The 25,819-nt window shown below is 65.5% G+C and carries 24 protein-coding genes; 13 read left to right on the plus strand and 11 right to left on the minus strand.

Annotated elements, in window-relative coordinates:
* Positions 1 to 78: 78 nt before the first annotated feature.
* The gene (locus KSS95_RS07940; RefSeq protein WP_217853085.1) at positions 79 to 903 is read left to right on the plus strand and encodes an ATPase; all 825 of its coding nucleotides are present in this window, start codon (positions 79 to 81) and stop codon (positions 901 to 903) included.
* 527 nt (positions 904 to 1,430) lie between these two features.
* On the opposite strand, the gene KSS95_RS07945 is transcribed toward KSS95_RS07940, so the two are convergent.
* Genes KSS95_RS07945 through KSS95_RS07955 form a run of 3 tightly spaced genes read right to left on the minus strand, consistent with a single transcriptional unit; the run spans position 1,431 to position 3,984 of the window.
* Positions 1,431 to 2,480, minus strand: a complete 1,050-nt coding sequence (locus KSS95_RS07945; RefSeq protein ID WP_217853087.1) for an alkene reductase — start codon at positions 2,478 to 2,480, stop codon at positions 1,431 to 1,433.
* Positions 2,481 to 2,499: 19 nt separating this feature from the next.
* Positions 2,500 to 3,669 (minus strand): MFS transporter, encoded by a 1,170-nt coding sequence (locus tag KSS95_RS07950; RefSeq protein WP_217853088.1) that lies wholly within the window; start codon positions 3,667 to 3,669, stop codon positions 2,500 to 2,502.
* Positions 3,670 to 3,681: 12 nt separating this feature from the next.
* Positions 3,682 to 3,984, minus strand: a complete 303-nt coding sequence (locus KSS95_RS07955) for an ArsR/SmtB family transcription factor (RefSeq protein WP_217853089.1) — start codon at positions 3,982 to 3,984, stop codon at positions 3,682 to 3,684.
* Between the two features lie 152 nt (positions 3,985 to 4,136).
* On the opposite strand from KSS95_RS07955, the gene KSS95_RS07960 reads away from it, so the two are divergent.
* Complete coding sequence (locus tag KSS95_RS07960) at positions 4,137 to 4,712, plus strand: acyl carrier protein phosphodiesterase (RefSeq protein WP_217853090.1); 576 nt, start codon at positions 4,137 to 4,139, stop codon at positions 4,710 to 4,712.
* Positions 4,713 to 4,841: 129 nt separating this feature from the next.
* Here the strand turns inward: KSS95_RS07960 and KSS95_RS07965 are convergent, their stop codons facing one another.
* Positions 4,842 to 5,624: a lysophospholipid acyltransferase family protein gene (locus KSS95_RS07965; RefSeq protein WP_217853092.1), complete on the minus strand. Its 783-nt coding sequence runs from the start codon at positions 5,622 to 5,624 to the stop codon at positions 4,842 to 4,844.
* Positions 5,624 to 6,379 carry an L-ornithine N(alpha)-acyltransferase gene (gene olsB, locus KSS95_RS07970; RefSeq protein ID WP_217853094.1) on the minus strand — a complete coding sequence of 252 codons (756 nt, stop codon included), beginning with the start codon at positions 6,377 to 6,379 and terminating at the stop codon, positions 5,624 to 5,626. Before olsB ends, KSS95_RS07965 begins: the two co-directional genes overlap by 1 nt.
* 133 nt (positions 6,380 to 6,512) lie before the next feature.
* On the opposite strand from olsB, the gene KSS95_RS07975 reads away from it, so the two are divergent.
* The 7 genes from KSS95_RS07975 (at position 6,513) to KSS95_RS08005 (ending at position 12,050) form a co-directional block, all read left to right on the plus strand.
* Entirely contained in the window at positions 6,513 to 7,400 is an 888-nt protein-coding gene (locus KSS95_RS07975; RefSeq protein WP_217853096.1) for an acyl-CoA dehydrogenase middle domain-containing protein, read from the plus strand.
* Between the two features lie 64 nt (positions 7,401 to 7,464).
* Positions 7,465 to 8,541 (plus strand): serine hydrolase domain-containing protein, encoded by a 1,077-nt coding sequence (locus KSS95_RS07980; RefSeq protein WP_217853098.1) that lies wholly within the window; start codon positions 7,465 to 7,467, stop codon positions 8,539 to 8,541.
* Positions 8,538 to 8,834, plus strand: a complete 297-nt coding sequence (locus KSS95_RS07985) for an amidase (protein WP_217853100.1) — start codon at positions 8,538 to 8,540, stop codon at positions 8,832 to 8,834. Before KSS95_RS07980 ends, KSS95_RS07985 begins: the two co-directional genes overlap by 4 nt.
* Before the next feature lie 44 nt (positions 8,835 to 8,878).
* The gene (locus KSS95_RS07990) at positions 8,879 to 9,472 is read left to right on the plus strand and encodes a YceI family protein (protein WP_217853102.1); all 594 of its coding nucleotides are present in this window, start codon (positions 8,879 to 8,881) and stop codon (positions 9,470 to 9,472) included.
* A gap of 1 nt (position 9,473) precedes the next feature.
* A complete protein-coding gene (locus KSS95_RS07995) occupies positions 9,474 to 10,631 on the plus strand; it encodes a phospholipase D-like domain-containing protein (protein ID WP_217853104.1) in 1,158 nt (385 codons plus the stop codon).
* Positions 10,632 to 10,705: 74 nt separating this feature from the next.
* Positions 10,706 to 11,284 (plus strand): DJ-1/PfpI family protein, encoded by a 579-nt coding sequence (locus tag KSS95_RS08000; protein WP_217853106.1) that lies wholly within the window; start codon positions 10,706 to 10,708, stop codon positions 11,282 to 11,284.
* 175 nt (positions 11,285 to 11,459) lie between these two features.
* Complete coding sequence (locus tag KSS95_RS08005) at positions 11,460 to 12,050, plus strand: GNAT family N-acetyltransferase (protein ID WP_217853108.1); 591 nt, start codon at positions 11,460 to 11,462, stop codon at positions 12,048 to 12,050.
* A gap of 47 nt (positions 12,051 to 12,097) precedes the next feature.
* Here the strand turns inward: KSS95_RS08005 and KSS95_RS08010 are convergent, their stop codons facing one another.
* The 4 genes from KSS95_RS08010 to KSS95_RS08025 form a co-directional block, all read right to left on the minus strand.
* Complete coding sequence (locus KSS95_RS08010; RefSeq protein WP_217853110.1) at positions 12,098 to 14,503, minus strand: RHS repeat-associated core domain-containing protein; 2,406 nt, start codon at positions 14,501 to 14,503, stop codon at positions 12,098 to 12,100.
* Positions 14,500 to 17,088 carry an RHS repeat domain-containing protein gene (locus KSS95_RS08015; protein ID WP_217853112.1) on the minus strand — a complete coding sequence of 863 codons (2,589 nt, stop codon included), beginning with the start codon at positions 17,086 to 17,088 and terminating at the stop codon, positions 14,500 to 14,502. Before KSS95_RS08015 ends, KSS95_RS08010 begins: the two co-directional genes overlap by 4 nt.
* A gap of 63 nt (positions 17,089 to 17,151) precedes the next feature.
* Positions 17,152 to 18,111, minus strand: coding sequence for a hypothetical protein (locus tag KSS95_RS08020; protein ID WP_217853114.1), 960 nt, complete (start codon positions 18,109 to 18,111; stop codon positions 17,152 to 17,154).
* A 184-nt stretch (positions 18,112 to 18,295) separates the two neighbouring features.
* Positions 18,296 to 19,819, minus strand: coding sequence for a fumarate hydratase (locus tag KSS95_RS08025; RefSeq protein ID WP_217853116.1), 1,524 nt, complete (start codon positions 19,817 to 19,819; stop codon positions 18,296 to 18,298).
* Between the two features lie 251 nt (positions 19,820 to 20,070).
* Here KSS95_RS08025 and KSS95_RS08030 point away from each other — a divergent pair, with 251 nt between their 5' ends.
* A complete protein-coding gene (locus KSS95_RS08030; protein WP_217853118.1) occupies positions 20,071 to 20,991 on the plus strand; it encodes an iron-sulfur-binding ferredoxin reductase in 921 nt (306 codons plus the stop codon).
* A gap of 122 nt (positions 20,992 to 21,113) precedes the next feature.
* Here KSS95_RS08030 and pyk read toward each other — a convergent pair whose 3' ends face one another.
* Positions 21,114 to 22,568, minus strand: coding sequence for a pyruvate kinase (gene pyk, locus KSS95_RS08035; protein WP_217853120.1), 1,455 nt, complete (start codon positions 22,566 to 22,568; stop codon positions 21,114 to 21,116).
* 181 nt (positions 22,569 to 22,749) lie between these two features.
* Here pyk and KSS95_RS08040 point away from each other — a divergent pair, with 181 nt between their 5' ends.
* The 3 genes from KSS95_RS08040 (at position 22,750) to sbcB (ending at position 25,111) form a co-directional block, all read left to right on the plus strand.
* The gene (locus tag KSS95_RS08040; RefSeq protein WP_217853122.1) at positions 22,750 to 23,136 is read left to right on the plus strand and encodes a tol-pal system YbgF family protein; all 387 of its coding nucleotides are present in this window, start codon (positions 22,750 to 22,752) and stop codon (positions 23,134 to 23,136) included.
* A 123-nt stretch (positions 23,137 to 23,259) separates the two neighbouring features.
* Positions 23,260 to 23,619 (plus strand): PilZ domain-containing protein, encoded by a 360-nt coding sequence (locus KSS95_RS08045; protein WP_217853124.1) that lies wholly within the window; start codon positions 23,260 to 23,262, stop codon positions 23,617 to 23,619.
* Between the two features lie 61 nt (positions 23,620 to 23,680).
* Positions 23,681 to 25,111: an exodeoxyribonuclease I gene (sbcB, locus tag KSS95_RS08050; RefSeq protein ID WP_217853126.1), complete on the plus strand. Its 1,431-nt coding sequence runs from the start codon at positions 23,681 to 23,683 to the stop codon at positions 25,109 to 25,111.
* A gap of 71 nt (positions 25,112 to 25,182) precedes the next feature.
* Here the strand turns inward: sbcB and mvaT are convergent, their stop codons facing one another.
* On the minus strand, positions 25,183 to 25,560 hold the full coding sequence (gene mvaT / locus KSS95_RS08055) for a histone-like nucleoid-structuring protein MvaT (RefSeq protein ID WP_186659333.1): 378 nt from the start codon (positions 25,558 to 25,560) through the stop codon (positions 25,183 to 25,185).
* Between the last annotated feature and the right edge of the window lie 259 nt (positions 25,561 to 25,819).

A 25,819-nucleotide genomic window follows, 5' to 3' on the forward strand; every position in this document is an offset into this window, starting at 1 on the left:
CGGGATGATGGTCATCAGTGCGCCGCCCAGGCGGTTTATACTCATGCCTCTTTGCTACTACTGCGGTTGACTACATCCATGCGTAATGACGCCCACGACGATTTCGACGAAGTGCCCACCCTGCGAGCCGGCACCCCTGATGATGACGAACTGTTGCCTGCCCACGTGGCGCGCAGCCGCCAGAAGGCGGTGCGTCCCCGCAGCAATGGGCCACTGTGGGCGTTGCTCGGCGCCTCGTTCATTGCCCTGGCGGGGCTGGGTTGGTGGAGCTTCCAGCAGATTTCGCTGATGGAGCAGCAATTGATCGCCACCCAGGAAAGCTTCGCCCGCATCAGCGAAGAAGCCGCCGGGCGGTTGCAGGCGATCAGCGGCAAGGTCGAGGCCAGCGAGTCGAGCAACAGCACCGGCAGCGAGGCGTTGAAGCTGCAGATTCGCCAGTTGCAGGCCTCGTTGGTCGAGCAGGGCAAGCAGCAGCAGGGCGTCGCTGGCCAGGCGGGCGACCTGGGCAAGCGCCTGGAGCAGGTGCTGGCCGACACCCGCGAGCAGCAAAAAGCCGTGACCGAGTTGCAGGGCCAGTTGCAGGCTCAGCTCAAGGCGGTGAACGCCGAGTTGACGGCGCTGAAGTCGGGGCAGGTGGACGGCGGCAAGCTGGATGGCCAGCTCAAGAGCCTGAGCAACGAGGTGGCGGCGTTGAAGAAGCAGGGCAATCCGAGCGCGGCGATCGCCAGCCTGGAGCAGGATGTGCTGGTGCTCAAGAGCCAGGTCGACAACCGCCCGGCGCCAGCGGCCGGCGGTGCCTCGGTGCAGGAGTTCGATGCTTTCCGTGGCCAGACCACCCGTAACATCAGCACCTTGCAGAGCCAGATCCAGAACCTGCAGCAGCAGATCAACGCCCGGCCCTGAGCCGAGCCCGAGGCCGGTGTCATCCACACCGCGTCGCCTGGTTCGCCAGCAAGGCTGGCTCCTACGGGCCAGGCCGGTCGCACACCCCGTAGGAGCCGGCCTTGCCGGCGAACACCGCGTCGCTTGCTTCGCCAGCAAGCTGGCTCCTACGGGCCAGGCCGGTCGCACGCCCCGTAGGAGCCGGCCTTGCCGGCGAACACCGCGTCGCTTGCTTCGCCAGCAAGGCTGGCTCCTACGGGCCAGGCCGGTCGCACACCCCGTAGGAGCCGGCCTTGCCGGCGAACACCGCGTCGCTTGCTTCGCCAGCAAGCTGGCTCCTACGGGCCAGGCCGGTCGCACGCCCCGTAGGAGCCGGCCTTGCCGGCGAACACCGCGTCGCCTGGTTCGCCAGCAAGGCTGGCTCCTACGGGCCAGGCCGTCGCACGCCCCGTAGGAGCCGGCCTTGCCGGCGAACACCGGCATAGCCGGTGCCATCCACACCGTGTCGTCTGGTTCGCCAGCAGTTGGCGCCTACGGGCCGGTGGCTGTCACAGCCGCGGATAATCGATGTAACCCACCGGGCCCTTGGCGTAGAACGTCTCTGGGCGCGGCGCATTGAGCGGCGCGTCGGCGGCCAGGCGCGCCGGCAGGTCGGGGTTGGCGATGAAGGGGATGCCAAAGGCCACGGCATCGGCCCTGCCACTGGCCAGGGCGGCGTTGGCGCTGGCCTTGTCGAAGCGCTCGTTGACGATGTACGGGCCACCGAAGGCGGCCTTGATCAGCGGGCCGATGCTGTCGTCGGCTTCTCGCTCCCGCGAGCAGATGAAGGCGATGCCGCGCTTGCCCAGCTCCCGTGCCACGTAGCTGAAGGTCTCGGCGCGGTCGGCGTCGCCCATGTCGTGGGCGTCGGCCCGTGGCGCCAGGTGCACGCCCACGCGGCCAGGGCCCCACACCTCGATGGCCGCGTCGGTGACTTCCAGCAGCAGCCGGGCGCGGTTTTCCAGCGAGCCGCCATAGCGGTCGCTGCGCTGGTTGGTGCTGCTCTGCAGGAACTGGTCGAGCAGGTAGCCGTTGGCGCCATGGATCTCCACGCCGTCAAAACCCGCGGCCTTGGCGTTCTCGGCGCCACTGCGGTAAGCCTCGACGATATCGCTGACTTCCTCGGTCTCCAGCGCCCGTGGCACCGGGTAGTCGCTCAAGGGGCGGACCAGGCTGACATGGCCCTTGGCCTGGATCGCGCTGGGCGCCACCGGCGCTTCGCCGTTCAGGTAAGAGGGGTGGGAAATCCGCCCGACGTGCCACAGCTGCAGGAAGATTCGCCCGCCACTGGCATGGATGGCCTTGGTCACATTGTTCCAGCCGCGCACCTGCTGGTCGTTCCAGATGCCGGGGGTGTCGGGGTAGCCGACGCCCATCGGGGTCACCGAGGTCGCCTCGCTGAGGATCAGCCCGGCGCTGGCGCGCTGCACGTAGTACTCGGCCATCAGCGCGTTGGGTACACGGCCTGCGTCGGCGCGGCAGCGGGTCAGCGGCGCCATGATGATGCGGTTGGGCAGTTGCAGGTCGCCCAGGGTGATGGGGTCGAACAGCGTAGTCATGGGCAGCGTCTCGTGAACATCAGTGGGAGGCGGTGGCCAGCTCGGCGTCGCCGCCGCGCTGGCTGAAGGTGATCAGGGTGACGATCAGCGCCAGCACCGCCAGTGCCGCCGCGGCCAGGGGCACGCGGGTCAGGCCGAAGCCATGGGCGATGACGCTGCCGCCAACCCAGGCGCCCAGGGCATTGCCCAGGTTGAAGGCGCCGATATTGAGGGTGGACACCAGGTTCGGCGCGGCCTTGCCGTAGGTCACCACGTTCACCTGCAAGGCCGGTACCGCAGCGAAAGCCGCGGTGGCCCAAAGGAACAGGGTAATCTCGGCCGGCACCAGGGCGACGCTGGTCCAGCTCAGGACGGTGCAGAGCACGGCCATGGCGGCGAACACGCCCATCAGCGTGGCGCCCAGGCGGCGGTCGGCGAGCTTGCCGCCCAGGATGTTGCCCAGGGTCAGGCCCAGGCCGATCAGCAGCAGGGTCCAGGTCACGCCACGGGGCGAAACGCCGGTGACATCGCCCAGCAGCGGCGCGACATAGGTGAACAGGGCGAACATCGAGGCGGCGAACAGTACGGTCATGCCCAGCGACAGCCACAGGCCGATGCCCTTGAGCGCGGCCAGTTCGGCGCGCATGTCGACGCGGTGCTCCTCGCCCTGGCGCGGCAGGTAGCGGATCAGGCCGAGCAGCGCGACCACGCCGATGGCGGTCACTGCCCAGAAGGTCGAGCGCCAGCCGGCCACCTGGCCCAGGGCGGTACCCAGCGGCACGCCGAGCACGTTGGCCAGGGTCAGGCCGGTGAACATCAGGGCCACGGCCGAGGCGCGGCGGTTGGCCGGCACCAGGCTGGCGGCCACCACCGAGCCGATGCCGAAGAACGCGCCGTGGCACAACGCGGTGACCACCCGGGCGAACATCAGCAGGTTGTAATCGGCGGCCACCGCGCACAGCAGGTTGCCGACGATGAACACGCCCATCAGCGCCACCAGCGCGGCCTTGCGGGGCAGGCGGGCGGTGGCCAGGGCCATGAACGGCGCGCCGATGGCCACGCCCAGGGCGTAGCCTGTCACCAGCCAGCCAGCACCGGGGATAGTCACGCCGAGGTCAGCGGCGACATCGGGCAAAAGGCCCATGATGACGAACTCGGTGGTGCCGATGGCGAAGGCGCTGAGCGCCAGGATCAGAAGCGAAAGGGGCATTGCGGGTCCTTGTCAGAGCGTTTGGCTCAGTTGCGCGAGGAAGGCCTGGAGGGTCTGCTCGTTGCGTTTGAAAAAGTGCCACTGGCCGATCTTCTGGCTGCTGATCAGGCCGGCGCGTTGCAGGGTGGCCAGGTGGGCGGAGACGGTCGACTGCGAAAGGCCGCAGCGTTGGTCGATCTGTCCGGCGCAGACACCATGCTCGGTGCTGTGCTGCTGGTCGGGAAACTGCGCCGCAGGGTCCTTGAGCCAGCTGAGGATGTCGCGCCGCACTGGGTGCGAGAGGGCTTTGATGATTTCGTCGAGATCGAGTGGCATGGCTGGGCTCGGGGTGTGTAACGCTATATCGCGATGGGGCGAAATATATATCGCTATCTAGCGATATACAAATGACAAGGCGCACTGAGCTGAGCATGAAACGCTATATAGGGGCCTGCTGGCGATGTCCGGCGCGGTGCTAGACTGGCGCCATGAACTACCTTGCGCACCTTCACCTAGGCGGCCCCGCGCCGCAGCAATTGCTCGGCAGCCTGTATGGCGATTTCGTCAAGGGCGCACTGGAGGGGCGTTTCCCCCCGGCGCTGGAAGCCGCGATCCGGCTGCACCGGCATATCGACCGCTACACCGACAGCCACCCACAGGTGCTGGCGGCGCTGGCGCGTTTTCCGCGTGAGCGGCGGCGCTTTGCCGGGATTGCCCTGGATGTGTTCTTCGATCATTGCCTGGCGCGGCACTGGGCGGATTATGCCGAGCAGCCGCTGGGGGTGTTTACCGGTCATTTTTACCGGGTGCTGCTGGCTGAACCCGATTTACCTGGGCGGCTGGCGCGGATCGCACCCTTCATGGCTGCGGACGACTGGCTGGGGGCGTATGGCGATTTCGCCACGCTGGAGCAGGTGTTCCGCGGCATTGCCCGGCGCTTGTCGCGGCCTGAGGGGATGGATGGGATGGTCGATGAGCTGGAGCGGCTGTATGAGCCGTTACTGGCGGATTTTCGTGAGTTCTATCCGCAGTTGCAGGCGTTTGCCGAGGCCGGGAGAGAATAGAGGTAGCAGGGGGGCGCCAAGGTGTTTGACGAAAAAGATTCAGCGCCTGTTAGATCGAGCGCCGCGCGGGCGGCGCTCGATCTAACAGGCGCTGCAAGCGTTTCGGCGAGCCCATTGCAGCGCTCCCCCTCAAGCCGCCTTCCCCACCCGCCGCAGCTCAACCTCCTCGAACCCGAACAACGCCAGGTGAATCGCCTGTTGCGCCTGAAACGCCAGGGCCGCGCGCTCCTTGCCGGCACTGTGCAGCGGCGCCAGCAACTGGATCACCACCTCGCCACGGTCCTGGGCAAACAGCCGCATCAGGTGCGAAAGCAGGTCATCCTCGCCAATGAACGGCGCAAGCGGATCCGGCTGGCCTGCGCGCCAATACTGGATCGCCACCGGCTGCACCGGCGTGCCCTGGTCGATGGCCCCGGCCAGCAGGCGGCCATGGAAGGTACGCAAGGTACGGCCGTCGGTGGTGGTGCCCTCAGGGAAGATCAGCAGCGGCCGTTGTTCGCGCAACTGACCGCTGATCTGCTCGCGCAGGCGCTGGCCATCGCCACCGCCACGGCGGATGAACAGGGTGCCGGCCTTTTCGGCCAGCCAGCCGGCCAGCGGCCAGTGGCGCACCTCGGCCTTGGACAGGAACGACAGCGGGGTGAGCATGCCCAGCAACGGAATATCGGTCCACGAGACATGGTTGCACACCCACAGCATCGGCCGCTGTGGCAGCTCGCCCTGCACCCGCACATTGAACGGCAGGGCCCGGACCAGGCGTTGCATGAACTGCCGTGTCCAGCGCTGGCGGCGCTCGACCGAGGCCCGTAGCCCCAGGCGTTCGCCCGCGGCGATCAGCGTGGCCATGGCCACGCCCAGGGCCAACACCAGGCACAGTCTCAGCAGGCGGGCGCCGGCCCGCAGGCCGGGCATCAGACCGCCGCCTTGAAGTGGCGGGCGTAGCGAGGACACAGGTCGTCGCGCTTGAGCAGGATGAACACGTCGGCGACCTGGAAGTCCTGGTCCCAGCACGGTTCGCCGCAGATCTTCGCGCCCAGGCGCATGTAAGCCTTGAGCAGCGGCGGCATTTCGGCGATGACGTTGTGCGGCAGGGCCAGGCTCGGCAGCGGGTGCTTCGGTTCTGCGCGCAGGTGCTCGGTGCACAGGTAGCGTTCGCGCAGGCGCTGCATGATCGCGTGGGCCTGTACCCCGCCGTCCTGCATGGGAATGCTGGCGCAGCCCATCAGGTAGCTGTAGCGCCCTTCCTTGAGCACTTCGGCCAGTTCGCCCCAGAGCACGGCGATGGTGCCGCCATTGCGGTAGCCTGGGTCGACGCAGGTGCGGCCCAGCTCGAGGATTGGCCCTTGCAGTTGCCGCAGGCCATGCAGGGCGAACTCTTCTTCGCTGTAGAAGCGCCCCAGGCTGCTGGCGGCCTGGTGGTCGAGCAGGCGGGTGGTGGCGACCAACTGGCCGGTGCCCAGGTCGCGCACGCCGATGTGGCGGCAGTGGATGTCGTAGTCGTCCATGTCCAGGCCGTGTTCGGCGCCCTTGAGCTTGGCCTTGAATTCGCTGCTGAACACCTTGAAGCGTAGGGCCTGCGCTTCCTGCAGGGCCGCGGCGCCGACCAGGCGTTCGGCTTGCAGACGGCGTTCAGTGCTGTTGTCGCCAGAGCGAGCGATCCGGGTCATTGCGAGTCTCCATAAGCCAGCCAAAGGGTTGCGGCCGGTCGGCTTTGTTGTGCAAAGTCAGCCTAGGTACGCGTGGTGTCACCCCCGTGAATCTTTGGTGATGCTTGCGTGACACCCCTCAAAGGAGCTTGCGATGGCCTGGTTGCAACGACTCAACGACCCTCTGCGTCAGCCGCTGGCGGCGACCCTCGGTGAAACCTACTCGGCAGTGCTGGCGCGCCTGGGCACGGCGGCCCCGTTCGAACTGGCGGTGCTCGGTGGGCGCGCCATGGCCACCCCCGGCCTGGCTTTCCTGCTCGGTTACCAGGCCGCCCTGCGGGTGCTCTGGCCCAGTGCGCCGCCTAGCCTGGGCGCGTTGTGCGCGACCGAGCGGCGCAGCGTGCGCCCGGCGGACATGCACACCCGTCTCGATGGCTTGCGCCTGACCGGCAGCAAGGACTTCGTCACGGCCGGCCTCGAGGCCGAATGGTTGCTGGTGGCGGCGCGCCACGAAGCGTCGGGCGATGCGCCCCGGCTGCAACTGGCGGTGGTCTACCCGGGCGAGCCCGGCGTGACCCTCGAAGCCTTGCCGACCCTGCCGCTGATGCCCGAGGTCGGCCACGGCCGCCTGTTGTTGCAGGGGGCTGCTTGCGAACTGCTCGCCGGTGATGGCTGGGATGCCTACGTCAAGCCGTTCCGCTCCCTCGAAGACTTGTACGTGCTCGCCGCGCTGGTCGGCTGGTTGCATGGTGTCGCCCAGGAGTGTGGCTGGCCGCAGGACTTGCGTTTGCGCCTGCTGGCGCTGTTGGCTGGCTGCGCCGAGGGCAGCCGGCAATGCGCCGACAGCATCGCCTGTCACCTGCTGCTGGGTGGGCTGTTCGCCCAGTTCCACGGGCTGCGCGGCGAAATCGACCAGGCCTTGGCCAATGGGCCTGGGCAGTGGGCGCAGTTGTGGCAACGCGACCAGGGCGTGCTGGCCCTGGCCAGCGCCGCGCGCGACCAGCGCCTGGCCAAGGCCTGGGCTGCCGCCGGATTGTCATGAACGCGTGAGACGCTGGGGAAACCTTTGAACCTGGGCTGCGAAGCAGCCCCTGCAGATGCGTCCCATGAAGGCACTCTGGTTTGCCCTGATCACGCTCGTCACGCCGGCCTGGGCCGAAGACTGGCCCACCGCGCAATGGCCAGTCGACCCCGCCGCGCTCGACTGGCGAGCCGTCGACGCCTACGCTTTCCCGCCACGTGACGCCGAGCGCGGCGGTATTCGCACCGATGCCCTGTTGATCATCCGCGATGGCTGCATCCTCCACGAGCGCTACGCCGCGCCCACCCGCGCCGACACCCCGCACCTGACCTGGTCGGTGAGCAAGAGCGTGCTGGCCACCGTCATGGGCGTGGCCCATGGCCAAGGGCGTTTCAGCCTGGACGACCCGGCCGCGCGCTACTACCCGGCCTTGCACCCGCACCCCGCGCTGCGCCTGGCCGACCTGCTGCACTGGGCCAGCGGCCTGGCCTGGCAGGAAGACTACGAATACGCGCCGCTGAAATCGTCGGTGGTGGCCATGCTCTATACCCGTGGGCGCAACGACATGGCCGGCTATACCGCCGCCATGCCGGCGAGCAGCCCGCCGGGCACGCGCTTCGTCTATTCCAGCGGCGACAGCAACCTGTTGGCCGCGACCCTGCGCGGCATGCTCGGGGAGGGGGACTATACCGACTACCCCTGGCAGGCGCTGTTCACCCCGCTGGGTATCGACAGCGCGACCTGGGAGCGTGATGCCACGGGCACCTATGTCGGCTCCTCGTACCTGTATCTGAGCGCCCGCGACCTGGCGCGCATCGGCCTGCTGATGCAGCGCGACGGACGCTGGGGCGAACGGCAGCTGCTGGCGGCGGACTGGGTGGCGTTCAACCGCACCCTGTTCGGCGCTGCCCAAGCCATCCCTGGGCAAGCCAACCCCGGCGGCCATTGGTGGCTGAACCAGCCCTTGCCCGGCCAGTCGCGGCCCTGGCCGGATGCGCCCAGCGCCACCTTCGCCGCCCTGGGCCACTGGGGGCAGGCGCTGTACATACTGCCAGCGCAAAAATTGGTGATCGTGCGCTACGCCGATGACCGCGACGGCAGCTACAGCCATAACGAACTGCTCAAGCGCGTGCTGGCCGCCGTGGCTGGGGAGGGCGCATGAAGCGGCTGCTGCTGGTGCTGGTGCTGGCGTTGCTGGCCTGGGCCTGGCATGAGCGTCAGGCACTGGCGGATTTCCCTGGCATCCTCTCGGCGTATTCGGCCAAGGAGTACTGCTCGTGCCGGTTCGTCATGGGTTTCACTGCAGCCTATTGCCGCGGCTATGTAGAACAGTACCTGCCTTTGGGGCTGTTGGAGGAGGACAGCGCCCGGCGCCTGGTCAGCGCCGAGGGCCTTGGCCAGCGCAACCAGGCCGCCTGGCAGGGGGCGCGCGCCGGCTGCCGCTTGCTGCCGTGAAACCGTGCGGGTAAGGTTGACGGCCTCGATTCACAGGATTTCACATGTTCAAGCCGTCCCGCCTGCTGCCTTCCCTGCTGCTTCCATGGTTCATGGCCCTGGGCCTGCCCGCCCAGGCCAACTGGCACCTGGATGGCGAATCCTCACGGCTGTCGTTCGTCACCGGCAAGAACGGCAATATCGCCGAGGTCAGCCGTTTCCTGGTGCTGCACGGCAAGGTCGACCGCAAGGGCGCGGCCGAGGTGAGCATCGAGATGGACTCGATCAGCAGTGGCATCCCGCTGCGTGACGAGCGCATGCGCGACCACCTGTTCGCCTTCGAGCAGTTCCCCGAGGCGAGGGTGCAGGCGCAGATCGACCTGCGCCCGATCAACGACCTGGCCGACGGCGCGCAACTGGAACTGCGCCTGCCGGTCAGCGTTACCCTGCACGGCCAGACCCGCAGCTACAACACCCTGTTGCTGGCCACGCGCCTGGACGAACGGCGCTTCCAGGTGGTGACCCTGGAGCCGTTGATCCTGCGGGCAGCGGATTTCGGTTTGCTGCCGGGCCTGGAAAACCTGCGCAAGCTGGCCGGGCTCAAGTCGATCAACCCATCGGTGCCGGTGAGCGCGGTACTGATCTTCACCGCCCGCTGACATGCCGGGGCCGGTCTTCCCCTGGCGGGATGGCAACCAGTTCGAACTGCTGATCGACGGCCCCGCGTTCTTTCCGCGCATGCTCCTGGCGATCGTGCGCGCCGAGTTCCAGGTCGACCTGGAGCTGTACCTGGTCGAGGGCGGTGCCTGCGCCGAGGCGGTGGTCGAGGCGCTGGAGCAGGCCGCGCGGCGCGGCGTGCGGGTGCGCTGCCTGTTCGACGACTATGGCTCGCTGGCGTTTCCCACGGTTTTGCGCGAACGCTTGCTGGCGGCGGGCGTGTACCTGCGCTGGTACAACCGCCTGCGCTGGCGCCGAGGCTTGCGCAACCTGTACCGCGATCATCGCAAGCTGTTGTTGGTGGATGAGCGCTGGGCGGTGGTAGGCGGCACCGGTATCACCGACGAATTCTGGACACCCGACGCCGACACCAGCGAATGGCACGAAGTGATGGTGCGCATGGAGGGGGCGATCGTCACCGACTGGCAACTGTTGTTCGACCGCCAGTGGCACGCCAACCAGCGCCGCACCGCCTGGCGCCCGCCGGAGGGCTTTGGCTTGCCGCGCCTGCCGCGAGTGCCGGCCCAGGGCCAGGGCATGGGCCGGGTGGCCTATGCCGACGCCCGCCAGCACAAGGACATCCTGCATGCGCTGGTGCGCGCACTGAACAGCGGCCAGCGCCGCATCTGGCTGGCCACGCCGTACTTCCTGCCCACCTTCAGCGTGCGCCGCTCGCTGCGCCGGGCCGCGCAGAACGGCATCGACGTGCGCCTGCTGCTCACCGGGCCGCGTACCGACCACCCGGCGGTGCGCTATGCCGGGCATCGTTACTACCCCCGGCTGCTGCGCGCCGGGGTACGGATCTTCGAGTACCAGCCGTGTTTCCTGCATCTGAAAATGGTGCTGGTGGACGATTGGGTCAGCGTCGGTTCGTGCAACTTCGACCACTGGAACCTGCGTTTCAACCTCGAGGCCAATGTCGAGGCCATCGATCCTGCGCTGAGCGCCGCCGTGGTCGCGAGCTTCGAACGCGACTTCGCCCAGAGCCAGGAAGTCGACCTGGCGCGCTGGCATGCCAGGCCGTTGTCGCGGCGGGTGCAGCAGCGGCTGTGGGGCTGGCTTGACCGGCTGGTGGCCAACCTGCTGAATCGCCGCGACTAGCGGCGTATATCGCCGCCAGGCAAAGCAGACTATCGTGCTGGGATTGTTCCCAGACAACCGAAGGAGTGGATGCGATGACGGCGAAGAAGATTCTCATGCTGGTGGGCGACTATGTGGAGGACTACGAGGTGATGGTGCCGTTCCAGGCCCTGGCCATGGTCGGCCATACCGTCCATGCCGTGTGCCCGGAGAAGATTGCCGGGCAGACGGTGCGCACGGCGATCCATGACTTCGAGGGCGAGCAGACCTACAGCGAGAAGCCGGGGCACAATTTCGCCCTGAACTACGACTTCGTCCAGGTGCGCGCCGAACGTTACGACGCGTTGTTGATCCCCGGTGGCCGCGCGCCAGAGTACCTGCGCCTGAACGACAGGGTGCTGGAGCTGGTCAAGGCTTTCGACCAGGCTGGCAAGCCCATCGCCGCGGTGTGCCATGGCGCCCAGTTGCTGGCGGCGGCTGGCGTGCTGGAAGGGCGCGAATGCAGCGCCTACCCGGCTTGCGCGCCGGAAGTGCGCCTGGCCGGTGGCACGTTCATCGATATCGCGGTAGACCAGGCGCATGTGCACGGTAACCTGGTGACGGCGCCGGCCTGGCCTGCGCATCCGGCGTGGCTGGCGGCGTTTTTGAAAGTGCTGGGTACCCGTATCTCCTGAGCGACACCGTTCAAAGTTGTAGACGCGGCCTTTCGCGATTCGAGGCCGCTGCTACCCGGGTTGAGCCAGGGTAGCGGTCATGGAGAAATACCTGTCGCGCAGGGGAAAGGCCGCAGGGCAGGGTGGGTGCTAGGGTGGACCTCAGTCATAGCCATCGACAGGACGCCCGACCCGCATGGAAATTCGCCTGCTGCATGGCGCGGCCATCGCGCCTTACATCGATGAACTCGCACGTTTGCGCCTGACGGTGTTTCGCGAGTTTCCCTACCTTCACGACGGTTCACTGACGCACGAAGTGAAGCACCTGGCCAGCTACGCCGAGTCGGGGCGTAGCCTGGTGGTGCTGGCCCTGGATGGCGGCCAGTTGGTCGGAGCCGCTACTGGCCTGCCACTGGTGGACGAAGTGGCCGAGTTCCAGCAACCGTTCCTGAGCCAGGGGCGTGATCCGGCATCGGTCTATTATTTCGGTGGATCGGTCCTGTTACCGGCCTATCGCGGCCAGGGCCTGGGCGTGCGCTTTTTCATCGAGCGTGAATCCTATGCCCACAAGCTGGTCGAGTTCGAGGCGTGTGCCTTTTGTGCCGTGGAGCGCCCGGCCGGGCACCCGCAGCGGCCGGTGGATTACAAGCCGCTGCAGGGGTTCTGGCGCAATCGCGGCTTCCTGCAGGAGCCATCGTTACGCACGACGTACCGCTGGCGCGATCTGGACCAGCCCACGCATTCGGCGAAGATCATGTCCTTCTGGCTCAAGCCCCTGCCGCTCTGATCCAGCATCCAGCCCCATGGCTGCGCGCCGCCGAGCCGATGCCAAGGTTACTTGCGGGGGAAGTACAACCTGCCCGCCGCCAGTTCGCGACCCGCCGGCAGCGGGCCTTGCAAGCGCGAGCTCGCCGCCACCTGCGTAGGGATCGAGGTCCCGGCGTCATCGACCCACAGGTGCTGCATCCACTGCGCACGTTTGACGAAGATTGCATGGTCATAGCCGTACACTGGCCGTTGCAGAACATTGGCAATCTGCTGTGCCGCGCCACTCTTGCCGCCATGACAGGCCAGCAGGACGAAAGGGACATCGGCGGGAAGATCGGTCAGACGAGGTGCTATTTCACGCAGGGCGAGCTGGGCCGCAGCCTCCACCTGGCCCTGGGCGTTCAGCAAATGGCCCGTTGGGCTGCCGTGGGTTTCGAATGCCCTGATGTTCTTGCCCCAGAGGTTGGTGTGCCAGACGACGTCGTCGGCCTCGCTGGACTTGGCATAAAGTACTGCGCTGCGCTTGATCCAGTGCGTCGGCTTGCTGATGGCCCTGACCGCCGTGCCGCCTTGCGGTTGGGTAGCGCCTTTGGCGTAATGCGCCAGCGACCGGCTGCCAAGGCTGCTGGCCGCGCCTATCAGGCTGGCCGCGCCGGTCCCCAGCGAGACCCAGCCCAGGACACTGGCGGCTTTTTCATCTGCGCCTTGCGCCTGCAACACCATGGACGCGATACCGGTGCCCACTGACAGGGTATTCAGGGCCGCCGTGGCCACGGCCAGGACGCCACTGGCGCTCATCGTGCCCCCGGCCAGGATGGCGCCAAGGGCGGCGCCAGCCGTACCCAGGCTGGCGACGCTGGCGAGTATCCCAGCGGCGATGCCGACGCCGGCCATGACCCAGGTCTGCCAGCTGTGCCCGTCAGGATCGCTGCGGTTGATTGGATCACCCCCGCAATAGGCATAGGGATTGATCCCGCCACGGCCGAAGGGGCTTTCGCTGTCGGGGGCAAGGAAGCACATCAGTACGGGGTCATAGGGGCGGTAGCCGGCGGGGATGATCCAGCCGGTCAGCGGTTCGCGTCGCTGCCCGCAAAAGCCGAAGCGGCTATGCCCCGGCTGTCCGGTTTCTGCGCCATGGGGGCTGTAGTGGCGGCTGCTGAGGTGGGCGCCGGCTTCCAGGCGGACACTTCCCTGGGTGTCGCAACCCAGCAGGGTGGTCTGGCGCACCCCACCCGCTACCCGGTTCGCGGCGAACAGGGTGGTGCCGTCACCGGCAAGCTCCAGGCGTTCACCTGGCCGTTCCTCGTGAGTCAGTTGCGTACCACTGTGGAAACCGCGGGTGAGGTTGCCGTCGACCACTCTGTCGCACAGTTGGCCGCTGGGGGTGTAACGGTAGTGACAGGTACTGCCTTGAAGACTGACGCTGGCCAGGCGGCCTTGGTCGTTCCAGGTCAACTGACGGCCGAGGCTGTCCCCGACCACCTGGCCGCAGGCGTCATAGGTCAGGGTGATTTCGGCCGGCCAGCTGTGATGGGTATGACCGATCGCAATGACTTGGGTGGGATCGGTTTCGGCGTAGCGGAAGGTGGCGGTGTCGGTGCTGCCGTCGGTGAAGGTGCTGATGACTTCGCGCAGTCCATCGAGGTGGTTGAAGGCGAAGCGTTGCTCGACCAGGGTGTTGCCGAACGGATCTTGCGGGCCGGCGTGCGCGTTGGCGCTGTAGTGCACCAGGCGCCCGCGCAGGTCATAGGCGAAATGCTCCTCGGTTATCGCGCCGTCTTGCTCCCAGGTGCGCGAGATCAATTGATCGAGGTTGGAGTAGGCCAGCGTCTGGACGAACGCGTGGCTCTGGCCGGCTTCGCTGACGTTGAAGGTGCAACGGGCTTCGCGGCCGAAGCTGTCATATTCCAGGTGTTTGCTCAGGGTCCTGGCGCTGGCCAGGTCCTCGCTGATGACCATTGCCGGCCGTGAAAACGCGTCATAGCTGATCGTGGTGCGGACTTCGCCGGCCTGCACGCGGTGGATCCGGCCGAAGGCATCGTGCTCGCGCGTGTGTTGCGTGCCGGCGGCATCGGTGAAGCCGAGCAACTGGCCGAGCAGCGAATGGCGCCAGTGGGTGCTGTGGACCTGGCCGTCCACGGTCCAGCTGTCGCGTTGCAGTTGGCCGGATGGGGTGAAGTGCCAGGCGTGTTCACTGTGGCGGCCGGTGGCCTGGATCGGTCGACCGAGGTGTGGGTGATAGCTCAGGCGCTCCCCGGGGTTGCCGTCGACCTGAATGCCGAGCAGGGCATTGCCCAACTGTGGTTCATAGCTGTAAGCCACGCGGCTGCCGTCGGGCAAGGTGTTGGCCGTGGGCGGCAACTGCCCTGGCTGGTAGTGGTAGTGGGTGGTACGGCCGGTCACGCTGACCGAACGCTGGCGGCCGAGTCCGTCGAAGGTCTGACGGCCAATTTCGATCGGTATGGCAGTCATGGCTGCTGCTCCTGTGCGGGGGTGACAGTGATGGATTCGACATGCTCGGCATCGCTGTGGGCGGCGAATGCCCAGGCCAGGCCGGTACCGTCGGGCTTGCTGCTGCGGGTGATGCGCCCGTAGTGGTCATGGCCGTAGGTGGTGATGAGGGTGGGGCTGCCTGCGGCCTCGATGTGTTCCTCGATGACCCGGCCCAGGCCGTCACGCACCTGCTTGTGGGTGCGGACCCGCTCTCCAGCGGCGGTCCAGTGCTGCTGTTCGATGGGCGCGCCCGAAGTATCGCGGACCACCACCCGCTTTGGCCCTGACACGCCGCCCACCGATTGCCATTGCTCGCTGCGCAGGCTGATGGGGTCGTTGTGCTGATGGCTGCTGATGCCGTCAGGACTGATGCTGAGCACGGGCTGGCCCCAGTCGTCGTAGGCTGTCGTACTGGTCAGGGTAAGTACACTGCTGGCGTCCGTGCCGTACCAGTCCTGTCGGGTCCGGCTGATGGGGCGACCCAGGGCGTCGTAGATAGCGAGCAGGATCTCGCGGAAGGTGCCGGGGGCATGATCGAGGGCCTCGCGTTCCTGTCGCACGACGCGGCCGTCACCGTCGAGCCACTGTCGGTGCCGGCAGCCGCTGGCATCGGTCTGTTCGACCATGACCGGGTTGTCCTGAGGGTTGGCGCGGACCTCGCGCGCCAGGCTGTCGTCCAGGTGATAACGGGTGGTCTGCTCCGTCTGGTAAGGGCTGTCCGCCGCATGGACGGTACGCGTGATGCGGCCCAGGGCATCGTACTGGTAGCGGGTGCAGACGCCAGCGCGATCACGCACCCAGGTGGTCTGGCCGCTCAGCCAGGACTGCGCGACGGTCTCGCTGGCCTGATTCTCTGCGTCGTTCTCGAAGCCGCTGATGGTGGTGGTGCTGAGCCGTTCGTCGTCGGTGGCGGCGTACTGATAGTGGGTGGTGGTGGCCTTGCCGTTGAGCTCGGTGATCCTCAGCGCTTCGCGTCCGTAGGCGATGCCTGGCGTCCTGATGTACGACTGGCGGGTATGTTCCAGGACCTGCCCTCGTTGTTCGTCCAGCAAGCGTTCACTGGCCACCACCAGGTGCGCAGGCGCACCTTGGATCAGCGAGGGGAGCAGTTCATAGGTGTATGCCGTGCTCAGGATGGGCGCGTTGCCAGGCGCCTGGGCAGGCTGGGTGGTGTTTTTCTTGAGCGAGCGGACCATGCCCAGTGGATCCGGCGGACAACCTTCGGCACCTTCGGCGGGATAGTAGAGGTTGAACTCTTCAATGCCGCCCGGGTAGCGGGTGTAGGTGATGTTGCCGAAGTCGTCGTAACGGTAGAGCGTTGTTTCTGTGCGGCTGGCGCCGTCGTCGCCATGGTCGACCCAGGTGGTACGGACCTTGTGAGGGAGCTGGCAGCAGGGAGGCTGCTGTTCCCAGGTGAGCTTGGGGTCGACACCATAGTGGGTGTCCTTGCGTGTTTCGTGGTTGCCCAGGCGGGTCGTTTCGCTGACCAGCAGGTGAAAGCGGTCCCATACCCGTTCGATGCTGCCCAGGTCCTGCCCGTTGCCATCGGTGAGGGTTTCGATGCACTGGTAGCGATACTCGTGTTCGACCTGATACAGGTTGTCGCGTCCGGTTTGCCAGGAGAAGGCCTGCTGGCTGGCAAAACCCAGGTAGTTGGTGGTGCCGAGCCATTGATAAGCATGTAGCCGTTGGTTACCCGGCGTGCCAGTGTCATGGTTCCATGACAGTACCCGCGGCAAGTAGGCAAACGGGGCATCGACGGGCAGGTGGTGTCCCTGGCGACCGGTCGCCCAGGTGATGGTGTCATGCGCCCCTAGCGGGCTGTGCACCTCACGGGGCAACAGCAGCCGCGAGCCATCGGCCAGGGGCTCTGCGTCATAGTCGATCCTGATGGGGGTGTCGACGTTGGGCAGGTGGATCTCGACCAGCCGCTCATTGCTCAGCACCAGGCGCAATAGCGCTGCCTCGCTGGTGTGCGGATTGACGCTCAGCGCCACCTCATCGGCAAAATGCTCCAGGCTCAGCAGGTCGCGTTGCTCATCGCGGATGCGCTGGAGAATGAAGTCGCCGGCATTGCCGTAGGGCGCCCAGTCGATAAACAGCCGATGGCCCTGGGGGGAATGCATTTCCTCGACCAGGTAGCGGCCACTGGCCTCTTGTTCACGAAGGAATTCACGCTCGCCGGACTTCTTGTCCACTCGATAATCGCCATCGTCCTGCAGGGTGACCCGCAGCGTCTTGAGTTTCTGGTCAATGAAGTGCAATGGGCAACCGGGCGCGAAAGTAGAGGCTTCTTGATCGATGGCGTACTGTTCGCCGGAGGCGAGCCTGAGCCTGTGCCTGTCCAACTCGGACAGGCACAGGGACCAGCCCAGCCCATAGCCTCTGTTGGTACTGGAGCCGAGCACGCTGAAGGCAAGGGTGAGCGAGAGTGCAGGGCCGTTGAGTTGGTTGGCAGGTGGCAGCGGCAGGGTGAGCGCCAGGGTGAACTGGCCGGTACGGTGATCCACACCGGTTTTCATGAAGTCCAGGAAATTACTGGCCTGGGTATGCAGGCTTGACATGCTGAGCGTCTCTGAAACATGAAGGGTGAAAGGAGCCTCATTGCGAGGCTCTGCTGTCGGCTATCAGGCTTGGGCCTGGGTGAGGCGGAAGGTGGCGCTTCTACCTGACTCGGTGGCGACAAACTCGATGCCATAGGCGTTGCCATGCTTGTCCAGCACGGTCCAGCGGCTGGCATGTTCTGCCCGGTCACTGTAATGGCGGCGGTAGAAACGCCGATGGTAGAGGCTCAGGCTCATGTGGTTGGGGCGGTTGCGCAAGCGCCGCTGCGCCTGCGCGGTGTCGAACTCGACCGTTTCGTTCACGCCATGGGCTGTCACGTGGCATTGCTGGCTGTAGTCGTTGGTGCCGGTAAACGAAATCAGCACATGCTCCCAGTTATGGCGCCAGTAGAACGCTTCGCCGGAGGGGGTGGCATGGGCGCGGCTCTCAACGATGCTGTTGCGCGGGTCGCTGCAGCCGAAGTGGCCTATCTGGTACTCGAACTCATCATCGTGAGCACCTTCTACGTGGTAGGTTTCGCGGGTCTTCTCCAGTTCCAGATTGAACATTGAAATATGCGGCTCGGGCGCTGCAATGGATTCGATGATCACGGAGGACTGGAAGGGCGCGCGCGTGGTTTCGAAATGCGTCTCGGGGTCTTTCCAGATGCCGGCATACAGGGTGCTCAGCGTGCCGCCGGCGAGGGTGGAGCTGACATAGAAGCGCCGCCGGAGGGTGCGTGGGGTCGACTGCAGCAGGGCGCTGGGCGCCGCACCGGAGGCGGCATGGTAGACGAAGCGGGGATCACGCTGGTCGCTGACCTGGAGATCGCCTTGCAAGTCGCGTGGGATGCCGTCGTCATCGAGGACGACAAGCTGCAGGGTGGCAAGCTGTTCGGCGGTGATCTCCTGGCCTTTGCGCGGTTCGATACTCAGGGTGATCTCGACTTGCTGACGACCATTGGCGAAGACACGGTTGGCGTTGGAGGTGATGGCGACTTCGAAGCGGCTGAGCCACTGATTGGCCTGTTGCGTGTGGTTCATGAGGGCTTCCTGTTGTGGGAGAAGGGCCTCATTAAAGTGGGAACAGGGCCGCTGGCTGCGGTACATAAAGCTCAGCGTTATCACCCGGAACAAGGCCGCTGGATGGAACCCCTCGTGCGGCAGCCCGTGCACGGGCAAAAAAAAACCGCTCCAGGGGAGCGGCTTTTTGCCTACGGCAGGGGTGTCACTTCACTTCCACCGCCAGGCTTTCGGCGATCTTGCTCTGCCACAGCGCGGGGCCGGTGATGTGTACCGACTCACCCTGGCTGTCCACCGCGACGGTGACCGGCATGTCCTTGACCTCGAACTCGTAGATCGCTTCCATGCCCAGCTCGGCGAAGGCCAGGACCTTCGACTTGCGGATGGCCTGGGCCACCAGGTAGGCGGCGCCGCCGACGGCCATCAGGTACACGGCCTTGTTGTCCTTGATCGCCTCGATGGCGGTCGGGCCACGCTCGGACTTGCCGATCATGCCCAGCAGGCCGGTCTGCTCGAGGATCTGGCGGGTGAACTTGTCCATGCGCGTGGCGGTGGTCGGGCCGGCTGGGCCGACCACTTCGTCACCGACCGGGTCGACCGGGCCGACGTAGTAGATGAAGCGGCCTTTGAGGTCGACCGGCAGTTCTTCGCCACGGTTGAGCATCTCGACCATGCGCTTGTGCGCAGCGTCGCGGCCGGTGAGCATCTTGCCGTTGAGCAGGATGGTCTCGCCCGGTTTCCAGCTGGCGACTTCTTCCGGGGTGATGGCGTCCAGGTTCACGCGGCGCGCGCTTGGGCCGGCCTCCCAGACGATTTCCGGGTAGGCGTCCAGCGACGGCGCTTCCAGCTCGGCCGGGCCGGAACCGTCGAGCACGAAGTGGGCGTGACGGGTGGCGGCGCAGTTGGGGATCATGCACACCGGCAAGGAGGCGGCGTGGGTCGGGTAGTCCATGATCTTGACGTCGAGCACGGTGGTCAGGCCGCCCAGGCCCTGGGCACCGATGCCCAGCTGGTTGACCTTGTCGAACAGCTCCAGGCGGATCTCCTCGATGCGGTTCTGCGGGCCACGGGCCTTGAGCTCATGGATGTCGATGGACTCCATCAACACTTCCTTGGCCATCACCGCGGCTTTCTCGGCAGTACCGCCGATGCCGATGCCGAGCATGCCAGGCGGGCACCAGCCAGCGCCCATGGTCGGCACGGTCTTCAGGACCCAGTCGACGATCGAGTCGGACGGGTTGAGCATGGCCATCTTCGACTTGTTCTCCGAGCCACCGCCCTTGGCGGCGACATCGACCTCGACCTTGTCGCCGGGCACGATGGAGTAGTGGATCACGGCCGGGGTGTTGTCCTTGGTGTTCTTGCGGGCACCGGCCGGGTCGGCCAGGATCGAGGCGCGCAGGACGTTCTCGGGCAGGTTGTAGGCGCGGCGCACACCTTCGTTGATCATGTCGTCGACGCTCAGGGTGGCGCCGTCCCAGCGCACGTCCATGCCCACGCGCACGAACACGGTGACGATACCGGTGTCCTGGCAGATCGGGCGGTGGCCGGTGGCGCACATGCGCGAGTTGATCAGGATCTGGGCGATGGAGTCGCGCGCGGCAGGCGACTCTTCACGCAGGTAGGCCTCGTGCATCGCCTGGATGAAGTCGACGGGGTGGTAGTACGAAATGAATTGCAGGGCGTCGGCGACGCTCTGAATCAGGTCGTCTTGCTTGATCACGGTCATGCAGCGCGCTCCTCTTAAAGACGGGAACATTCGTAAAGGCATTCCGACAACGCACACCGATATGTCGGGCATGCCTGGCAAGGCTCCGGCTGGTCGGGCCGGGGCAAAAAGGCGCGGCAGTATACCGCGCCGCGCCGCGGGAAACACCTGCGTGTGGTCTGGACCATGGTCGGCAGGCAGCAGGCATCCTTTTTGCTGCCAATGCGCGCTTGGCATACAGTGACCCGAAGAACGATGGAGACAGACCGACCATGCCCGAACTTTGCGTGGGCGAACGCCGCTGGGTGGTGCCGTCCGGCAGCAACCTGCTCGATGCCTTGAACGAGGCCGGGCTCGCTGTGCCCTACAGCTGCCGCGCCGGCAGCTGCCATGCCTGCCTGGTGCATTGCCTGGCCGGGCAGCCGGTGGATGCCTTGCCCGAAGCCCTGGCGCTGGCCCAGCACGCCCAGGGCTGGCGCCTGGCCTGCCAGTGCCGGGTGGTCGAGGACCTGCGTGTGGCGGTGTTCGACCCGCACCGCGACGGCGTGCCGGCGCGGGTGTGCGCGGTGGACTGGTTTGGCGATGTGCTGCGTTTGCGGCTGAAGCCGCAACGCGCGCTGCGCTATCAGGCGGGGCAGCACGTGGTGCTGTGGCTGGGCATGGTGGCCCGCCCATACTCGCTGGCCAGCCTGCCGGGGGAGGATGATTTTCTCGAGTTTCATATCGACTGCCAGCGGCCGGGTGCGTTCTGCGACCTTGCGCGTGGCTTGCAGGTTGGCGATGGGATACGCCTTGGCGAACTGCGCGGCGGCGCTTTGCATTACGAACTGGACTGGCAGGATCGGCCCTTGTGGCTGCTGGCGGCGGGTACCGGGCTGGCACCGTTGTGGGGCATCTTGCGCGAGGCGTTGCGCCAGGGGCATCGGGGGGAGATCAGGGTGGTGCATGTGGCGCGCGATGGCGCTGGGCATTATCTGGACGGGCCGTTGCTTGAAATGGCCGGGGTGAATGTCGAGCTGGTCTTGGCCGATCGGATGGATGAGGCGCTGGCGGGGTTGCGGCCGTCATCGCGGCAGACGGTGGCGCTGGTGTGTGGCGGGGCGGGGAGTGTCGAGCGGTTCGCCCGGCGGCTGTTCATTGCCGGGGTGCCGCGGGGGCAGGTGTTTGCCGATGTGTTCGTCGAGCATGCTTGAGTGAGCTGGGAGGGCTTTGCCCTCCTATCGCGACACCAGGCCGCTCCTGCAGGGAAATGCGATCGCCTGTAGGAGCGGCCTTGCGTCGCGAAAGGGCCGCAAAGCGGCCCCCGGGGAGGCTATCAGCCGACCAGCGGATCACCGACATGCAGGATCTTCATGCCGTTGGTGCCCCCGATGGTGTGGTAGCTGTCGCCCTTGGTCAGGATGACCCAGTCACCTTGCTCCACCAGGCCGCGCTTGAGCAGCTCGTCGACGGCTGCCTGGCTAACCTTGTCGGCCGGCAGCGAGGCCGGGTCGAAGGCGATCGGGTAGACGCCGCGGAACATGTTGGCACGAGCCTGGGTGGCGCGGTGCGGCGACAGGGCGAAGATCGGCACGTGCGAGCGCAGGCGCGACATGATCAGCGGGGTGTAGCCACTTTCGGTAAGGGCGATGATCGCCTTCACGCCGGGGAAGTGGTTGGCCGTGTACATGGCCGCCAGGGCGATGGACTCGTCGCAGCGCTCGAAGGTGGTGTGCAGGCGGTGGCTGGACTTCTGGCTGGTCGGGTGCTTTTCGGCGCCCGAGCAGATACGGGCCATGGCCTGCACGGCTTCGATCGGGTAGGCGCCAGCGGCGCTCTCGGCCGACAGCATCACCGCATCGGTGTTGTCCAGCACGGCGTTGGCCACGTCGGACACTTCGGCGCGGGTCGGCATCGGGTTCTGGATCATCGACTCCATCATCTGGGTCGCCACGATCACCGCCTTGTTGTTGCGGCGGGCGTGCTGGATGATCTTCTTCTGGATGGCGATCAGCTCGGCGTCGCCGATTTCCACGCCCAGGTCGCCACGGGCGACCATGACCGCGTCGGAGGCGAGGATCAACTGGTCGAGGGTCTCGTCGTCGGCTACCGCTTCGGCGCGTTCGATCTTGGCCACCAGCCAGGCGCTGCCGCCGGCTGCGTCACGCAGTTTGCGGGCGTATTCCATGTCGCTGGCGTCCCGCGGGAACGACACCGCCAGGTAGTCCAGGTCCATTTCCGCGGCCAGCTTGATGTCGGCCTTGTCTTTTTCGGTCAGGGCCGGGGCGGTCAGGCCGCCACCTTTGCGGTTGATGCCTTTGTGGTCCGACAGCGGCCCACCGATGATCACCACGCAGTGCAGGGCATCGGCGGTGGCGGTTTCGACGCGCATGACCACGCGGCCATCGTCGAGCAGCAGTTCGTCACCGACGCCGCAGTCCTTGACCAGGTCGGGGTAGTCGATGCCGACGATGTCCTGGTTGCCTTCGGTCAGCGGGTGAGCGGTGGAGAAGGTGAACTTGTCACCGACTTTCAGTTCGATGCGCTTGTTGGCGAACTTGGCGATGCGGATCTTCGGGCCCTGCAGGTCGCCCAGCAGCGCGACGTGGCGGCCGTTCTTGGCGGCGATCTCGCGGATCAGGCGGGCGCGGGCCTTGTGCTCGTCCGGGGTGCCGTGGGAAAAGTTCAGGCGTGCCACGTCCAGGCCGGCGAGGATCAGCTGTTCGATCACTTCCGGCGAGTTGCTGGCGGGGCCAAGGGTGGCGACGATTTTGGTACGGCGGATGGTCATGCACAGACTCCTATAGTGAAGCGCAGCGAAAGGCTACTCCTCAATTGCGTTGTAGTCATTGTTCCGTTGCACTACCGGCATGCAAGGCAGGGTGGCATTTGAACGGCAGGGGTATGCTTGCAAATGTCGGTGAAGATTTGCCGGCAAAGGCCGATACACTGCCCATCAAAGGAGAATTCCCATGCGCACCCTGATCGTTTTGACCATGGCGGCCAGTGTCGTCGGCTGCACCCGCTGGTCCATGGACCACCACCTGAACAACGCCTATCGCGCTTATGACCGTGGCGATTGCGCGCGGGTGATGCTGGAGCTGTCGCAGGTCGACCGCACCAGCCGCGCGCGGCCGTTCATCCACCCGGAAGCCTCGCTGCTGCGTGGCCAGTGCCTGGAGCGACAGAAACTCTATGTCGACGCGGCCCAGACCTACCAGTACCTGATCCAGCAATACCCGCGCAACGAGTACGCCTACCGTGCCCAGGCCCGGCTGCAGACCCTGGAGAAGCTCGGCCACCTGCGTGACGGCGGCACCGCGGTGGCCAAGCCGGTCAACGCTACACCTTGGCGTTAATCCGAAGGTGTCGATGATTTCATGTAGTCGGCGGGGCGGGCTGAGCTAATCTGTTAAAGCGTTGTAACGATTATCGCCAGTACCTTGTCTTCCTGGCTCCAGGTACAGGATTCCACTGCGATCATGTTTATCGAGCGACATATAGAACGTCACCAGTTGCCTTGCGTGCTCAAGGTCTACAACCGCTGCACCGACCAACAGATCGGCTATCTGGGCAATGCCTCCGAGGACGGCCTGATGCTGATCAGCCAGTTGCCGCTGCTGGTGGGGCCGGACTTCGAGCTGCAACTGCGGGTGCCCCTGGCCGGCGGCGGCGTGCAGTTCATCAACCTGACCGCCAGTTGCCTGTGGTGCCGTGAAGACGAGACCCCCGGGCACTACGATGCCGGCTTCATGTTGCTGCAGGCCCCTGCGCAATACGACGAATTCGTCCGCTCGCTGCGCGGCTATTTCAGCTTCCGCCCGCTGAACGCCTCCGCCTGAGGCTGGCCCAGGCCCGGCCTGGGCCGCTAGACTCTGGTCGACCTTGTTACAGGAAGACCCCGTGAGCTCCAGCATCTTCTGGCACGACTACGAAACCACCGGCATCAACCCGCGCTGCGACCGCCCGTTGCAGATGGCCGGGGTGCGCACCGACCTCGAACTCAACGAGATCGAGGCACCGATCAGCCTCTATTGCCGTCCCTCCGACGATATCCTGCCGCACCCGGCAGCCTGCCTGGTCACCGGCATCACCCCGCAGCAACTGGCCAGCCAGGGCCTGGGCGAAGCCGAATTCATGACCCGGGTGCACCAGCAGTTGTCACGCCCGGGCACCTGCGGCGCCGGCTACAACACCTTGCGTTTCGACGATGAAGTCACCCGCTACAGCCTTTATCGCAATTTCTTCGACCCGTATGCCCGCGAATGGCAGGGCGGCAACAGCCGCTGGGACTTGATCGATGTAGTGCGCACGGCCTATGCCCTGCGCCCGGAAGGCATCGAGTGGCCGCAACAGGATGGGCGTACCAGCCTGCGCCTGGAACTGCTGAGCAAGGCCAACGGCCTGGATCACGGCCAGGCCCACGAAGCGCTTTCCGACGTACGGGCAACCATCGCCCTGGCGCGCCTGATTCGTCAGAAACAGCCAAAGTTGTACGACTGGTTGTTCCAGTTGCGCAGTAAACACAAGGTCATGGAACAGATTCGCCTGTTGCAGCCACTGGTGCATGTTTCCGGGCGTTTCTCGGCACAGCGCAACTATATCGGCGTGGTGCTGCCCTTGGCCTGGCATCCACGTAATCGCAATGCATTGATTGTCTGCGACCTGCAACAGGACGCCAGGCCCTTGCGCGAGGAAAGTGCAGAGGCCTTGCGCCAGCGCTTATACACGCGGCGTGAAGACATGGCCGAGGGCGAACTACCGGTGCCACTGAAGTTGGTGCACATCAACCGCTGCCCGGTGCTGGCACCCTTATCGGTATTGCGTCCTAACGATCAGCGACGCCTGGGCATCGATTTGTCGGCCTTGCAGTTAAGTGGCGAGCAGTTGGCAAATGAGCAGGCCCAATGGCAGGACAAGTTGGCGATCATCTTTCAGGAGGAAGGGTTCGCCTCGAATGAGGATCCCGAGCAGCAGTTGTATGACGGATTTATTGGCGACCGGGACAAGCGCCTGAGCGAGCAAGTGCGCGACACCGACCCCGGACTATTGGGCAAGCAGCACTGGATGTTCGACGACGCGCGGTTGCCGGAGTTGTTGTTCCGCTACCGCGCCCGCAACTTCATCGACACCCTGGATGAACAGGAGCGTGCCCGTTGGCATGGCTTCTGCCAGCAACGCCTGACCGATCCGGTGTACGGCGCGCCAACCACTGTCGGTGACTTCGAACTGGCCTGCCAGAGCAGTTGGGGCGAGGCCAGCGAAGCGGGGCGGCAGGTGCTGGCGGCCTGGTTGGAACATATCCGACAGCTGAAAATGAACTACCAACTGTGAAATAAGCAGACAAACAAAAACGCCGGCAAATGCCGGCGTTTTCATTGTGCAGCGATGTGCGATATCGCGGCTCAGTCGAGCAGGGTGGCCCAGCTCTCGACGACATCGCCGCCCCACTTGGCTTTCCACTCTTTCAGGGTTTTGTGGTTGCCGCCCTTGGTTTCAATAACCTCGCCATTGTGCGGGTTCTTGTATTGCTTGACCTTGCGCGCACGCTTGGTGGCGGTGGTCTTGACGGCGCCACGTGGGGCCTTGCTCAGTTTGCTTTCCGGGTCGAGCAGGGCAATCACGTCACGCAGCGACTTGGAGTACTCACCCATCAGGGTACGCAGCTTGCCTTCGAATTCCAGTTCTTTCTTCAGCTTGTCGTCTTGCGACAGGTTGGCCAGACGGGCCTGAAGTTCTTTGATCGCTTCTTCGGTGGCGCGGTATTCGTTGATCAGGGACATGGAGAGTTCCTTAATGCGTTAACAGAGAGACAGTGCGGCCAATAATAGACAGGCGATACTCTCAAGTAAACAATTAAAAAGTCCTGCATCAATTAATAGCAGTGGCCGTATTGATCACGGCGAAGGTTAAGAAAAATTTACATAGCGCTCGGCCAATGGCCATTTCCCTGTGGGATGAAGGGAAAAGCGTTGTAGCTTTTTGTTGCTCAAGGGCCGGGTAGCACGGGCGGGCAGATCATTACTGCGTTTTTCCTGGTAG

Source organism: Pseudomonas muyukensis, assembly GCF_019139535.1.
Classification (GTDB): domain Bacteria; phylum Pseudomonadota; class Gammaproteobacteria; order Pseudomonadales; family Pseudomonadaceae; genus Aquipseudomonas; species Aquipseudomonas muyukensis.